Raw genomic sequence first — 13,938 nt, 5'->3', positions numbered from 1 at the left:
TATTCTCTAGAATTAACGCTGGATTTCACGATCACGGTCTAGCTGATAAGGCAGATCAAGCAGCGAAAGCTTGGGGCCTTGGGGATCACCTACCTGGATATTGCCTACCTCGACCGCTTCAGCCGTCAATACGGCCAGTAGCTCAATGCTGTCTGATGCTTGAGCCGCAATCACAACCTCGCCCACGGCACTGCTATGGGTCGGTGAAAACAGCGGGGTTCCAGGTTTTGGTTGTGGATGGTTGCTTTCAAGCGACAGGCGATAGAGACGGCGCTTTAATTTGCCGAGGTATTGCATGCGAGCCACGATTTCTTGACCGGTGTAGCAGCCTTTTTTGAAGCTGACCCCGCCCACTGCTTGCAGGTTGAGCATTTGCGGGATGAACAACTCACGGGTCTGAGGCATTACTTGGCCAATACCGGCGTGGATCTGGCCGAGCATCCATTGATTGATATCGGCTTCAGGCACCAGTGCCTTTAACTGTTGGTGCAGGGGTTCTGCTTGCTCAGCCGGTGCCCATAGCTCTGCTCGGCCCTCTGAGACGCGAATGGCAATAAGGCTGTTTGCCCGTGCGACGCTGTCGGTTTCGGCAGGCAGTTCAATACCCAAGTTTTGCAGTGCTGCGTCGGCTTGGTTGAGGCCAAAACGTACCCAGTTGTCACTGTCATCGGTCAGTTTTGATTTAGAAAACACTGCGTACTTTTTTAAGTCAGCCAGTTGTGGCTCGACCAGTTCGCGCGCCATCGCCAGAAAGCAGCCCTGAGGTTCTAAGACGATACGAAAGCTCGACTGCATTCGACCTTTTTGCGTGCAGCGCGCACCCAGGCTCGAGCGCGTTTCGCTCAGATAATTGAGGTTGCAGGTCAATTGTCCCTGCAGGAATTTACTGGCGTCGGCGCCAATAACAGCAAGAACGCCTTCGTGGGACAGGGTGCAGAAAAAAGCAGAGTCGGCCATGAGTCATCGCAGGTTGTAAAGTCTGGGGCACATCATAGAGGGGTGACCTGTAAATGGATAGTTGCCAAAGGATCACCGCAACCGACCAAAGCCGACTGTTCTAGAGTGGATCGGTCTGTATACTTGCGCTCTATTTGAGGAGCGCTCCATGGTCGAAGATGTTGAACTCAATCGTCTCTACTGGCACAGCCGCCGCGGCATGCTTGAGCTGGATGTACTGTTGGTGCCGTTTGTCAAAGAGGTTTACCCCCATCTCAATGACGTCGATCGGGAAGTTTATCGTAGGCTGCTGGAGTGCGAAGACCAGGATATGTTTGGCTGGTTCATGGAGCGCAGCGAGTCTCAAGACCCTGAACTGCAGCGCATGGTTCGCATGATTCTGGACCGTGTCCAACCCAAGTGATTTCTTTGAATGCCGCTGGCAAGCCTCCGGGCAATTGCTGGCGGCGTATCTCGCAGCCCAATCACTGGCGCTGATCTCAATCTGCCTTCTTTCCATACCGGTGTGGGTTGCCCTGCTCGGATTTTTGTTGTGCCTGATGCATGGCTTTTGGGCGCTGCCGCGTCATATTCGGCTGACCCATGCGAGCGCGTTCAGTGGTTTTCGACGTAATAGCGAGGGTTGGCAGGTGTGGAACCGAGCCAAGGGCTGGCAGGCGGTGCAGTTGCACCGTGACAGCCTGGCGTTGCCGCTGGTGGTGTTGCTGCGTTTTAGTCTGCCTGGTGAACGCAGGGTAAGGGCGGTCTGCATCCCGCGTGACGCGCTGGCGCCAGATCAGCACCGGCGCTTGCGCGTAAGGCTCAAGTTTAGTCGGCGTAGGTGGTTGGCACCAGAATAGTGTCTAGCGCTTCAGGCAACATGTCTGGGTAATCAAGGGTGTAGTGCAAACCCCGAGACTCCTTTCTCGCCATTGCGCTGCGGATGATTAACTCCGCTACTTGCGCCAGGTTGCGCAACTCAATCAGGTCGCGGCTGACTTTATAGTTGCTATAGAACTCGTCGATTTCGTCCAGTAATAGGCGTACGCGATGTTCGGCTCGTTGTAAGCGTTTGTTGGTGCGCACAATCCCTACGTAGTCCCACATAAAGCGGCGCAGCTCATCCCAGTTGTGGGCGATGATGACGTCTTCGTCTGAGTCCGTGACCTGGCTGGCATCCCAGCTCGGAAGGGTGTCTGGAATGTTGATGTCATCGAGTTGCGTGAGAATATCTGCTGCCGCAGATCGGGCGTACACGAAGCACTCCAGCAATGAGTTGCTGGCCATTCGATTGGCACCGTGCAAACCGGTAAAGCTGGTTTCGCCAATGGCGTACAGGCCGGGAACGTCGGTGCGTCCATGCCCATCAACCACGACTCCCCCGCAGGTGTAATGCGCAGCTGGAACCACCGGGATGGCCTGCTGAGTGATGTCGATGGAGAACTCAAGACAACGCTCATAGACCGTCGGGAAATGGGTCTTGATGAAGGTGTCGGACTCATGGCTGATGTCTAGGTAGACGCAATCTATGCCTAGGCGTTTCATTTCGTGGTCGATGGCGCGGGCCACAATGTCTCGAGGTGCGAGTTCGCCTCGCGGATCGAAACGGTGCATGAAGCGTTCGCCATTAGGCAGCTTGAGATGAGCCCCCTCGCCACGCAGGGCCTCGGTGATCAAAAAGCTTTTGGCTTGCGGGTGATACAGACAGGTGGGGTGGAACTGGTTGAATTCCAAGTTCGCCACCCGGCAGCCCGAGCGCCAAGCCATGGCAATACCATCTCCACAGGCACCATCGGGGTTGCTGGTGTAGAGATACACTTTGGCAGCGCCGCCCGACGCCAGAATGGTGAAACGCGAACCGTAGGTATCGACTTCACCGGTAGCGCGATTAAGGACATACGCGCCGAGACAGCGATCGCCCTCAAGCCCTAAGCGTCGCTCGGTAATCAGATCAACGGCAACCCGTTGTTCGAGTAATTCGATGTTTGGGCGCTGTCGAGCTTGCTCTAGCAGTGTTTTGAAAATGGCGGCACCGGTGGCATCGGCCGCGTGGATGATGCGCCGGTGGCTGTGGCCGCCTTCGCGGGTGAGGTGAAACTCAAACCCTGGGTGCTCCGGGTCGGCCGACTCGTCGCGGGTGAACGGCACGCCTTGGTCAATGAGCCACTGAATGGCTTCGCGACTGTGCTCAACCGTGAAGCGCACCGCGTCTTCATGGCACAAGCCGCCACCGGCATTCAAGGTGTCTTCGACGTGGGATTGCACGGTGTCAGTGCCATCCAGCACCGCGGCTACGCCGCCTTGTGCCCAGAACGTCGAGCCGTTGGCCAGATTACCTTTGCTTAAAACTGCAATGCGCAGATGACCCGGCAGTGTAAGCGCCAAGCTCAGACCGGCAGCCCCGCTGCCAATCACCAGCACATCGTGTTGAAAATGTTGGCTCATTCTTCTTATGTCCGCAAAAAAAGCGCCCACTAGTATATAGAGGGGGGTATCGGCACAATAGCCGGGCCTTTGTGGCATCGGGAAACTACAGCGGTCGAGAAGTGTGCCTTAGACTTAAGCGATCTGCATGCCGATTTGCGCATTAAATCGGTGAAACAGAGGCTGCATTCAAGGCTAAAGCACGGCAAGATCCGTATTTTAGTGATGCGGTGGGCGTTTAATCTGACGTGGGGAGCGGAACTTTTCCTAAGGCTCCGGGTTCCATAGAGGGTTGCCCATCATAAAGGGAAGTCGCGTCAATTCTATGCAGGGTTGATTTTACGACCTGGGCAGGTGAGTTTGACGACAAGATTATCGACGCAGCCGGCCAGGCCCGTGCTGCGTTTTCGTGCGTGCCTAATCCGAGTGCGCAGGAAACTTGCCAGGGGGGAGAGAACTTTTGCGTAAAGCCCGAGTCTATGTTTGCAAGCCTGATCAATTAGCAAAGCACGCTTCCTCCCGGTCTTATGAGGCGTATTCATGCTAACCCAGGAAGAGGATCAGCAGCTGGTCGAGCGCGTGCAGCGTGGCGATAAGCGTGCCTTCGATCTGCTAGTGCTGAAATACCAGCACAAAATTCTCGGGTTGATCGTGCGATTTGTGCACGACACCCATGAAGCCCAGGATGTGGCGCAAGAAGCCTTTATTAAGGCTTATCGAGCACTTGGCAACTTTCGCGGAGACAGCGCCTTTTATACGTGGCTGTACCGTATCGCCATTAACACGGCGAAAAACTATCTGGTTTCACGCGGTCGTCGTCCACCCGATAGTGATGTGAGTTCAGAAGATGCTGAGTTTTATGATGGTGACCATGGTCTGAAAGATTTGGAATCGCCGGAGCGTTCTTTGCTCCGTGATGAGATCGAAGGCACGGTTCACCGCACCATTCAGCTACTGCCAGAAGATTTACGTACGGCCTTAACTTTACGTGAGTTTGATGGTCTGAGTTACGAAGACATTGCGAGCGTCATGCAGTGTCCGGTGGGTACCGTGCGCTCCCGGATTTTCCGAGCTCGGGAAGCCATCGATAAAGCCCTGCAGCCGTTGTTGCAGGAAAACTGAGACAGCGGCGACAGCCAAGAGAGGAACCGCTATGAGTCGTGAAGCCCTGCAGGAATCGCTGTCCGCAGTGATGGATAACGAAGCGGACGAACTGGAATTACGTCGGGTATTAAATGCCTTTGACGATACACAAACACGTGCCACATGGGACCGCTACCAAGTCGCGCGCGCAGTCATGCACAAAGACTTGCTGATCCCTCGTCTGGACATAGCATCTGCCGTTTCTGCCGCGTTGGCTGAAGAGCAAGCACCTGCCAAAACTACTCGCAATCACTGGCGTAGCATTGGCCGCTTGGCAGTGGCAGCTTCGGTGACGGTGGCTGTTCTGGCTGGTGTCAGACTGTACAACCAAGATGACATCGTTGGTGCGCAGTTGGCCCAGCAAGGCAACCAGCCGAGCTTGAGTGCTCCGACTGTTAAAGGGCCTGCGGTTCTGGCTAATTACAGTGAAAGCTCCGATCAGGGCACTGGGCCAATGGCCAACGGTGTTCTGCAAGGTCAAGCGGGTTGGCAGAATCAGCGTTTGCCGGGTTACTTGCGTCAGCATGCTGAGCAAGCGGCTGTGAAAGGGACTGAAAGCCCTCTGCCTTACGCTCGAGCAGCAAGCCTAGAAAACCGTTAAGGCACATTATGCGCGTCCTACCTCTGTTACCGCTTCTACTTAGTGGTTTGTGTGTTATGTCTGCCCAAGCCGATGAGGCTAAAGACTGGCTCAAACGCTTAGGCGAAGCGGAACAACAGCAAAGCTATCAGGGCACTTTTGTTTATGAGCGAAATGGGAGTTTTTCTACCCATAGCATCTTGCATCGTGTGCAAGATGGAAAAGTTCGTGAACGACTGGTCCAATTAGATGGCGTGTTTCATGAGGTGGTGCGTGCCGATGGTCGCACTCAGTGTGCCACTGGTAAAGCGATCACCGATCTTGGTCATGTGGCCGACACTTCGGCGCGACAACTTAATCTGCAAAATCTTGATAACTGGTATGCGCTTACTCGAGCGGGTGACTCTCGGGTAGCAGGTCGGCCGGTGGTCGTCATTGCACTGACCCCGCGTGATCAGCATCGCTATGGTGTCGAACTCTATCTGGATCGAGAAACCGGCTTGCCATTAAAGTCATTGCTGATTGATGACAAGGGTAAGCTGCTTGAGCGCTTTCAGTTCACTCATCTAGATATAACACCGCCCGATGAGAGCCAGCTCACCCCGACTGCTCAGTGCAAGGCGGTTGTCGCGGCCAGTCCTGCTCCAGCTGTTACTAAACCTGCGCATGCTTGGCACTCCGACTGGTTACCTCCGGGTTTTGAGCTGATCAGTAGCGCTGTGAATCGTGATCCTAAGACTAAATCTGAAGTGACAAGCCTCATGTACGACGACGGCTTAACGCGGTTTTCAGTGTTCTTGGAACCCTTGAAAGGCGATGCGGCTCCCGATATGCGTTTACAGTTGGGGCCGACGGTTGCTGTTTCACGTCACCTCTCAACCCCTGACGCAGAGATTTTGGCGACAGTGGTAGGTGAGATCCCACTGGGCACCGCCGAGCGTATAGCGCTCTCCATGCGGGCTGGTAAGGCAGACTCTTCGACAGAGGCTGAGCCTTAGTGGAACGCTGAAATGAGTGGTGAGCTTTTCAAATTATTTTTTATCTTTTTTACAGAGGTCAGAACCTTATGGGTCCTGACCTTGTTTGTTTTCCGGTCCCGCAAAAACCGGGCTATGCTGCTTTAGTTTTTTGGGACACGTTGCACAACCCTGCTTGCTATTAACGGGAGCTGTAAATCAATGCCACGATTGAAGTCTTACTTACCCATTTTTGCTGCCGTGCTGATGCTCGGGCAGGCTGTTCCCGCGCTTGCTGAAGCGCAACTGCCTGATTTCACACAATTAGTCGAGCAGGCCTCGCCAGCGGTTGTGAACATCAGCACCACGCAAAAGCTGCCAGATCGTAGAGCCTCCAGCATGCCTGACTTGGAAGGTTTGCCGCCTGGTTTGCGCGACTTCTTTGAGCGCAGCATGCCGCCAGGCAGCGGGGGGGGCAAAGGTGGCCGTCAGCGTGAGGCTCAATCGCTGGGCTCGGGCTTTATCATCTCCAACGATGGCTACATCCTGACCAATAACCATGTTGTCGCTGACGCAGATGAAATCATCGTGCGTTTGTCTGACCGCAGCGAGATGAAAGCCAAATTGATCGGCACAGACCCACGTTCCGACGTGGCTCTGTTGAAGATCGAAGGTAAAAATCTGCCGGTGCTCAAGTTGGGCAAATCCCAAGATCTCAAGGCTGGCCAGTGGGTCGTTGCGATCGGCTCGCCGTTTGGCTTTGATCACACCGTGACCCAAGGCATCATCAGCGCTATGGGTCGTAGCTTGCCGAACGAAAGCTACGTGCCGTTCATCCAGACTGACGTGCCAATCAACCCGGGTAACTCGGGTGGTCCGTTGTTTAACTTGGCTGGCGAAGTGGTGGGTATTAACTCGCAGATCTACACCCGCTCCGGTGGTTTCATGGGTGTGTCGTTCGCGATTCCTATCGACGTAGCGATGGACGTGTCCAATCAACTCAAGGCGGGTGGCAAAGTTAGCCGTGGCTGGTTGGGTGTTGTGATTCAAGAGGTTAATAAAGACCTGGCCGAATCCTTCGGTCTTGATAAGCCTGCCGGGGCGCTGGTTGCCCAAGTCTTGGATAACGGCCCGGCTGCCAAAGGCGGCCTGCAAGTGGGTGACGTAATCCTGAGCATGAACGGCCAACCGATTGTTATGTCAGCTGACCTGCCACATCTGGTAGGCGCATTGAAGGCCGGCAGCAAGGCGACCCTAGAAGTGGTTCGTGACGGTAAGCGCAAAACCTTGGACCTGACCGTGGGTGCTATCCCGGACGAAGGCAAAGAAATGGCGGGCCTGACCGGTGCTGAGCAAAGCAGCAACCGTTTAGGTGTTTCTGTTGCGGATCTGACCGACGAGCAGAAGAAAGCCAACGACATCAAAGGTGGCGTGATCATCAAAGACGTTCAGGATGGTCCGGCGGCGTTGATTGGTCTGCAACCGGGTGACGTCATTACGCATCTCAACAACCAAGCTATCAACGATGCCAAGCAATTCACTGATATTGCTAAAGCGTTACCAAAAAATCGTTCCGTCTCGATGCGTGTTCTGCGTCAAGGACGCGCTAGCTTCATTACCTTTAAGCTCGCTGAGTAAAGTTTCGCGCAGTGGCTTTAAAGCCCGTCTCGCAAGAGGCGGGCTTTTTTATTTTTTCTGTTTGGGAATTCGGACCAATTGGCTATCGGAGTACATGTCGTGCCAAGTACGCTTGCGCTTATCGAACACAGACCAGATAAACCCCAGGCCAAAACACAGCCACGACCCCATTGAAACCACAAACCTCAATAACGCTTGCCACAGGCTGATCGCCGTACCGTCGGCGTTCTGTACGCGCACGCCCCACACTTGCATGCCCAAGGTTTGGCCGTTGTGGGTCCAGAACTTGGCAAAGAACGCGAACAGTACACACATTAAAATAGTCGAGAGCAGAGGGTCACCGTCCAACGCCCCGGCTTCAGACAACTCGCGCATTTTGGCTTCGCCGATAAAGCTCATCATGATCAGTTTGTAGATGAACGTGGTGACGATTAGTAGGGCGGTGCACAGCAGAAAGTCATAGAACATGGCTGCCAGACGGCGGCCCAAGCCAACGGCCGGAAAGTTGCCTTGAGGGCTAAGAGGTGGTTTGAGCATGGTAGGTACTCGTGAAAGAAAAACGCATCTTACGAAATTGCGCCCATAAAAAAGCCTCTGATGTCAGTATCAGAGGCTTTTGTGCATCAGAGGCTTAGGCTTCGGCGATAACTTCGTCAGCCTGCATACCTTTTTGGCCTTGAACAGCGATGAAGGTCACTTTTTGGCCTTCTTTCAAGCTTTTAAAACCGTTGCCTTGAATAGCACGGAAGTGTACGAACAGATCTGGACCGCTTTCCGGTGTGATGAAACCAAACCCTTTCTCGTCGTTAAACCATTTAACGGTACCACTCTGACGTTGAGACATTTCTTAATTCCTTGACGCTAACAATTAATGACAGCCTCTTTACATAGGAAGAGGTCTGGTGCTGGGTTGCAGGAAAGTAAGAGGCGCAGAACGGGTTGTAGCGAACATTAAGCTACTGCCCAGGTCACGATTCCAGAGACCCATGCAAACACAGTGGGCAAACTCTACGAAACTAGGATTAAAAAAACAAGCCCCCTTATATAAGCCCCCAAACGTTCCTTTATAGCGGACTTAATGCAGTTTTTATGGACGATTGGTCATAAAAGCGTTCCATCGTTTTCATATCCGAAGTGTGATTTTTCGCTATCGAAACTGTGCACTGTTTTTGGGCTTTAAGAGCGGCAAGTTGCACGCTTAAAGCGGCAAGTTAGAAGCGGCTTGTCTTTCGCTTCTAGCCCGCAGCTACAAACTTATCCTCTGTAATAACGTTGTGTCACAAACGGCATTTTAGACACTTTCATTGGCACACGTTTACTACGAACAATAGCCCACACTTCGGTGTCTAACGCTGTCGACGAAGTGTCTAGATAAGCCATTACCAGCGGTGCACCCAGCGTCGGGCCGAAGCCGCCACTACACACCTTTCCGATAACAGTACCTTGTGCATCGACCACCTCGGCGCCTTCACGTACCGGTGTTCGTTCTTGGGGCAGCAAGCCGACCCTTTTTTGTGCAACGCCATTGTGTTGTTGAGCAAAAATACGTTCGGCGCCCGGGAATCCACCTGCACGCGAGCCATCAATACGGCGCGTTTTAGAGATTGACCAGACTAAACTAGCCTCAATGGGCGTGGTTTTTTCGTTCATATCATGTCCGTAAAGACAAAGACCAGCTTCAAGACGCAGTGAATCGCGGGCGCCCAAGCCAATCGCCTGAACCTCAGGCTCAGCCAACAACGTGCGAGCCAAGGTTTCGGCGTGGGCCGACGGAACTGAGATCTCAAAGCCATCTTCACCGGTATAACCCGAGCGGCTCACATAGCACTCTACGCCCACCAACGTCACAGGCTCAAATTGCATAAAGGTCATTTTGGCGACGCCGGGTGCTAGACGCAGCAACACCTCAACCGCTGCCGGACCTTGCAGCGCAAGCAGTGCACGCTCTTCAAATAGCGGCTGGATTTCGCACTGCGCGCTCAGGTGTTTACGCAGATGTGCCAGGTCTTGATCCTTGCAGGCCGCGTTAACCACTAAAAACAATTGATCGTTGCCCAGGTTCGCCACCATCAGGTCATCGAGAATGCCGCCTTGCTCGTTAGTAAACATGGCATAGCGCTGCATTCCCACCGGCAAGTCGATGATGTCCACCGGTACTAACGTCTCCAGCGCCTTGGCAGCATCAGCGCCGATCAACAGAATCTGACCCATGTGCGAGACATCAAACAATCCGGCTTGTTCACGGGTATGTTGATGCTCTTTCATGACGCCCAGCGGGTACTGCACGGGCATGTCATAACCGGCAAACGGCACCATACGCGCACCCAGTTCAAGGTGCAGCGCATGCAGTGGGGTTTTGAGCAGGTGATCGGTAGACATTCGTAACTCCTTGAAAATCAGCACTCAATAATGTTGACAGCCAGACCGCCGCGGGCGGTCTCTTTGTATTTGCTTTTCATGTCAGCGCCGGTCTGACGCATGGTTCGGATCACCTTGTCGAGCGACACAAAGTGCTGGCCGTCGCCGCGCAAAGCCATGCGCACGGCGTTGATCGCCTTGACCGAACCCATCGCGTTGCGCTCGATGCACGGCACTTGCACCAGCCCGCCAATTGGGTCGCAGGTCAATCCGAGGTTATGCTCCATACCAATTTCGGCAGCGTTCTCGACCTGTTGCACACTGCCGCCCAGCACTTCGCATAACGCGCCGGCGGCCATCGAACAGGCCACGCCGACCTCGCCTTGGCAGCCCACTTCGGCGCCCGAGATCGAGGCGTTCTCTTTGTACAAAATACCGATGGCGGCGGCGGTTAACAGGAATCGCACTACGCCGTCTTCGTTGGCGCCGCCGATAAAGCGCATGTAGTAATGCAACACCGCCGGAATAATCCCGGCTGCGCCATTAGTAGGGGCCGTGACGACACGACCGCCATTGGCGTTTTCTTCATTCACCGCCAGTGCATAGAGGTTGACCCAGTCCAGCACTGACAGCGCGTCACGCAGGGCGGCCTCAGGATGGCTGCACAGCTGGCGATGCAAAGCGGCGGCTCGACGTTTGACTTTCAAACCGCCGGGTAGAACTCCTTCATTGCGACAGCCCGCGCTCACACAATCCTGCATCACTTGCCAGATATGCAGCAGACCACTGCGGGTTTCGGCTTCGGGGCGCCAAGCACTTTCGTTGGTCAGCATCACTTGGCTGATTGGCAGATTGTGCGTGACGCAATGCTGCATCAAGTCTTTGGCGGTCTTGAACGGGTACTTCAGTGGGGTGCTGTCTTCGACAATCCGGTCGGTACCTGCAGCGCCTTCATCCACCACAAAGCCGCCACCGACCGAGTAATACTCGCGGCTGCGAATCTGAATACCGGCGGCATCAAAGGCACGAAAAATCATGCCGTTGGGGTGAAAGGGCAGAGGTTTACGAATCATTGCCAAGTGCAGTTTTTCGTTGAATTCGATGGGGTGTTCGCCGAGCAGGTTCAAACGTCCGCTGTTACGAATCGTCGTCAGCCGTTCTGCCACCGCTTCGGTATTCACGGTGTCCGGGTATTCGCCCTCAAGCCCCAGCAATACGGCTTTGTCGCTGCCGTGGCCTTTACCTGTGGCACCAAGAGAACCATATAGCTCAACTTTTAAGCAGGCAGTACTGGGTAAAAGCTCATCACTGCGCAAACCCTCTACAAAGCGTGTGGCGGCCCGCATGGGGCCCACGGTATGGGAACTGGAAGGGCCGATGCCAATCTTGAACAGGTCGAACACGCTTAACGACATAGGGTTCTCCAGTTTCTTATAGGTGTATTGGCAAAACATGATCTCTGGAGCGAGCTTGCCTTGCGATCTTTTAAAAGATCAAAGGTGCGTGAGACAAGCTCGCTCCTCAAGAGGTCTGGGGTGTTGTTACGCCTCCTGATAGTTCTCAATCGACGGGCAGGCGCAGACCAAGTTGCGGTCGCCGAACACGTTGTCGACGCGACCGACCGGCGGCCAGTATTTACCTTCGATCAGCGAGGCGACGGGATACACCGCTTGTTCACGACTGTAGGGGTGAGTCCACTCACCAACGATTTCTGCCGCCGTGTGCGGGGCGTTTTTAAGCGGATTGTCTTCTTTGTCGAGGCTGCCATTTTCAACCGCACGAATTTCTTCGCGGATGCGGATCATGGCTTCGCAGAAGCGATCCAGCTCCTCCTTGGACTCGCTTTCGGTCGGCTCGATCATGAGCGTGCCCGCCACTGGAAACGACATCGTCGGGGCGTGGAAGCCAAAGTCGATCAGGCGCTTGGCCACGTCATCAACACTGATGCCGCTGCTGTCCTTGAGCGGACGCAAATCCAAAATGCATTCGTGGGCCACCAAGCCGTTGGCGCCCGAGTACAGCACCGGGTAATGCTCTTCGAGACGACGGGCAATGTAGTTGGCATTCAAAATAGCCAGTTGTGATGCGCGCTTAAGACCTTCGCCGCCCATCATGCGGATATACATCCAAGTGATCGGCAAAATGCTCGCGCTGCCGAACGGTGCGGCACACACCGCGCCTTCTTTGCGTTCAAGGGCGTTGTGGCCCGGTAGGAATGGGATCAAATGCGACTTCACGCCAATCGGACCAACGCCCGGGCCGCCACCGCCATGGGGGATGCAGAAGGTTTTGTGCAAGTTGAGGTGCGAAACGTCGCCGCCAAACTTGCCCGGCGCGCACAGACCGACCATCGCGTTCATGTTGGCGCCGTCGATGTAGACCTGGCCACCGTTGTCATGAATGATCCCGCAGATTTCGCGGATGCCTTCTTCGAACACGCCGTGAGTCGACGGGTAAGTGATCATCAGGGCCGCGAGGTGGTCGCGGTGTTCGATGGCTTTGGCACGCAGGTCTTCAAGGTCGACGTTACCGCGAGCATCGCAGGCGGTAACCACTACTCGCATACCGGCCATGTGGGCGGTCGCCGGGTTGGTGCCGTGCGCCGAGGAAGGAATCAGGCAGATGTCGCGGCGCGCATCGCCACGGCTGTGGTGGTAAGCGCGAATGGCCAGCAACCCGGCGTATTCACCTTGCGAACCGGCGTTCGGTTGCAGCGAAACAGCGTCATAACCCGTGGCCTCGCAGAGCATCGCTTCCAACTCGCGGGTCAGTTGCTGATAACCCTGGCTCTGCTCGACGGGTGCAAACGGGTGCAAGTTGCCGAACTCGGCCCAGGTGACTGGGATCATTTCGCTGGCGGCGTTGAGCTTCATGGTGCACGAACCCAGCGGGATCATGGTGCGATCCAATGCTAAGTCTTTGTCAGCCAGACGACGCAGATAACGCATCAGTTCGGTTTCGGAGTGATAACGGTTGAACACCGGGTGGCTCAAAATCGGCGTTTGGCGCACCAGCGCGGCTGGGAGGGTGCCTTTTACCGAGTTGGCCAGCGCCTCGAAGTCCGGTAAGGCTTGACCGTCAGCGGCGAGTAATGCCCACAGTGCAACCACATCGGATGAGCTACTGGTTTCGTCCAGCGACAGGCCGAGGCGTTCGTCGTCGACCACGCGCAAGTTAATCTGCTGGGCCTGAGCTTTGCTGTGCAACGCGCTGGTTTGGCCGGCGGTGTGCAGGGTTAAGGTGTCGAAAAACTGCTCTTGCTCAACCTTCAACCCTAGCGTCGTCAGGCCGTGAGCCAGAATCGCGGTCAGTTGGTGTATGCGCTGGGCTATCTGCGTCAGACCTTTAGGGCCGTGATACACGGCGTACATGCTGGCGATGTTGGCCAACAGCACTTGTGCGGTACAGATGTTGCTCGTGGCTTTTTCGCGGCGGATATGTTGTTCACGGGTTTGCATCGCCAGACGCAGTGCCGGTTTGCCATGACGGTCGACGGACATACCGACCAAACGCCCCGGCATGTCGCGCTTGAACGCATCACGGGTAGAAAAGTAGGCCGCGTGTGGACCACCGAAACCCAATGGCACGCCAAACCGTTGAGCGCTGCCAATGGCTACGTCAGCGCCAAATTCACCCGGCGGGGTCAATAGTGTCAACGCCAGCAAATCGGCGGCCACGGCAACCAGCGCGTTTGCTCCATGCAAGCGCTCCACCAGTTCGCGGTAATCAAACACATCACCGTTGCTCGCCGGGTATTGCAGCAAAGCACCGAAGAAGGCCGAGACGTCGCTCAACTCGCGCTCATCACCCACCACCACCTCAATGCCCAAAGGCTCGGCACGGGTGCGCAGTACATCAAGGGTTTGTGGATGGCAGTGGCTGGAGGCGAAGAAGCTGTGGCTG

The 13,938-nt window shown here is 55.1% G+C and carries 13 protein-coding genes; 6 read left to right on the top strand and 7 right to left on the bottom strand.

Annotated elements, in window-relative coordinates; all coding sequences use genetic code 11:
* Positions 1–12: 12 nt before the first annotated feature.
* On the bottom strand, positions 13–957 hold the full coding sequence (gene ygfZ / locus AQS70_RS15525; protein WP_055103654.1) for a CAF17-like 4Fe-4S cluster assembly/insertion protein YgfZ: 945 nt from the start codon (positions 955–957) through the stop codon (positions 13–15).
* Positions 958–1,105: 148 nt separating this feature from the next.
* On the opposite strand from ygfZ, the gene AQS70_RS15520 reads away from it, so the two are divergent.
* On the top strand, positions 1,106–1,360 hold the full coding sequence (locus tag AQS70_RS15520; RefSeq protein WP_055103653.1) for an FAD assembly factor SdhE: 255 nt from the start codon (positions 1,106–1,108) through the stop codon (positions 1,358–1,360).
* Positions 1,344–1,796: a protein YgfX gene (locus AQS70_RS15515; protein ID WP_055103652.1), complete on the top strand. Its 453-nt coding sequence runs from the start codon at positions 1,344–1,346 to the stop codon at positions 1,794–1,796. Before AQS70_RS15520 ends, AQS70_RS15515 begins: the two co-directional genes overlap by 17 nt.
* Here the strand turns inward: AQS70_RS15515 and nadB are convergent.
* On the bottom strand, positions 1,765–3,381 hold the full coding sequence (gene nadB / locus AQS70_RS15510) for an L-aspartate oxidase (RefSeq protein WP_055103651.1): 1,617 nt from the start codon (positions 3,379–3,381) through the stop codon (positions 1,765–1,767). The two genes, AQS70_RS15515 and nadB, sit on opposite strands and share 32 nt — an antisense overlap.
* Positions 3,382–3,900: 519 nt before the next feature.
* Between nadB and rpoE the strand changes: the two genes are divergently transcribed.
* From rpoE to AQS70_RS15490, 4 genes are all read left to right on the top strand, one after another.
* Positions 3,901–4,482 carry an RNA polymerase sigma factor RpoE/AlgU gene (gene rpoE, locus AQS70_RS15505; RefSeq protein ID WP_048367992.1) on the top strand — a complete coding sequence of 194 codons (582 nt, stop codon included), beginning with the start codon at positions 3,901–3,903 and terminating at the stop codon, positions 4,480–4,482.
* Between the two features lie 31 nt (positions 4,483–4,513).
* Positions 4,514–5,104: a sigma-E factor negative regulatory protein gene (locus tag AQS70_RS15500; RefSeq protein ID WP_055103650.1), complete on the top strand. Its 591-nt coding sequence runs from the start codon at positions 4,514–4,516 to the stop codon at positions 5,102–5,104.
* Between the two features lie 8 nt (positions 5,105–5,112).
* Positions 5,113–6,081, top strand: coding sequence for a MucB/RseB C-terminal domain-containing protein (locus AQS70_RS15495; RefSeq protein WP_055103649.1), 969 nt, complete (start codon positions 5,113–5,115; stop codon positions 6,079–6,081).
* 180 nt (positions 6,082–6,261) lie between these two features.
* Positions 6,262–7,677 (top strand): DegQ family serine endoprotease, encoded by a 1,416-nt coding sequence (locus tag AQS70_RS15490; RefSeq protein ID WP_055103648.1) that lies wholly within the window; start codon positions 6,262–6,264, stop codon positions 7,675–7,677.
* 48 nt (positions 7,678–7,725) lie between these two features.
* Here AQS70_RS15490 and AQS70_RS15485 read toward each other — a convergent pair whose 3' ends face one another.
* The 5 genes from AQS70_RS15485 to gcvP all read right to left on the bottom strand — a co-directional run.
* On the bottom strand, positions 7,726–8,214 hold the full coding sequence (locus tag AQS70_RS15485) for an RDD family protein (protein ID WP_055103647.1): 489 nt from the start codon (positions 8,212–8,214) through the stop codon (positions 7,726–7,728).
* A gap of 94 nt (positions 8,215–8,308) precedes the next feature.
* The gene (locus AQS70_RS15480) at positions 8,309–8,521 is read right to left on the bottom strand and encodes a cold-shock protein (RefSeq protein ID WP_010220199.1); all 213 of its coding nucleotides are present in this window, start codon (positions 8,519–8,521) and stop codon (positions 8,309–8,311) included.
* Positions 8,522–8,931: 410 nt separating this feature from the next.
* A complete protein-coding gene (gene gcvT / locus AQS70_RS15475) occupies positions 8,932–10,056 on the bottom strand; it encodes a glycine cleavage system aminomethyltransferase GcvT (protein WP_055103646.1) in 1,125 nt (374 codons plus the stop codon).
* Positions 10,057–10,073: 17 nt separating this feature from the next.
* A complete protein-coding gene (locus AQS70_RS15470) occupies positions 10,074–11,450 on the bottom strand; it encodes an L-serine ammonia-lyase (RefSeq protein ID WP_055103645.1) in 1,377 nt (458 codons plus the stop codon).
* A 126-nt stretch (positions 11,451–11,576) separates the two neighbouring features.
* Positions 11,577–13,938, bottom strand: a 2,362-nt coding sequence (gene gcvP / locus AQS70_RS15465) for an aminomethyl-transferring glycine dehydrogenase (RefSeq protein ID WP_055103644.1), incomplete at its 5' end; no start/stop codon positions are given.

The sequence above is a fragment of the Pseudomonas endophytica genome, from assembly GCF_001411475.1.
In the GTDB taxonomy this organism is placed as follows: Bacteria; Pseudomonadota; Gammaproteobacteria; order Pseudomonadales; family Pseudomonadaceae; genus Aquipseudomonas; species Aquipseudomonas endophytica.
The sequence above is the reverse complement of the archived record's forward strand: the minus strand, read 5'-3'. Positions and strand labels throughout refer to the sequence as shown.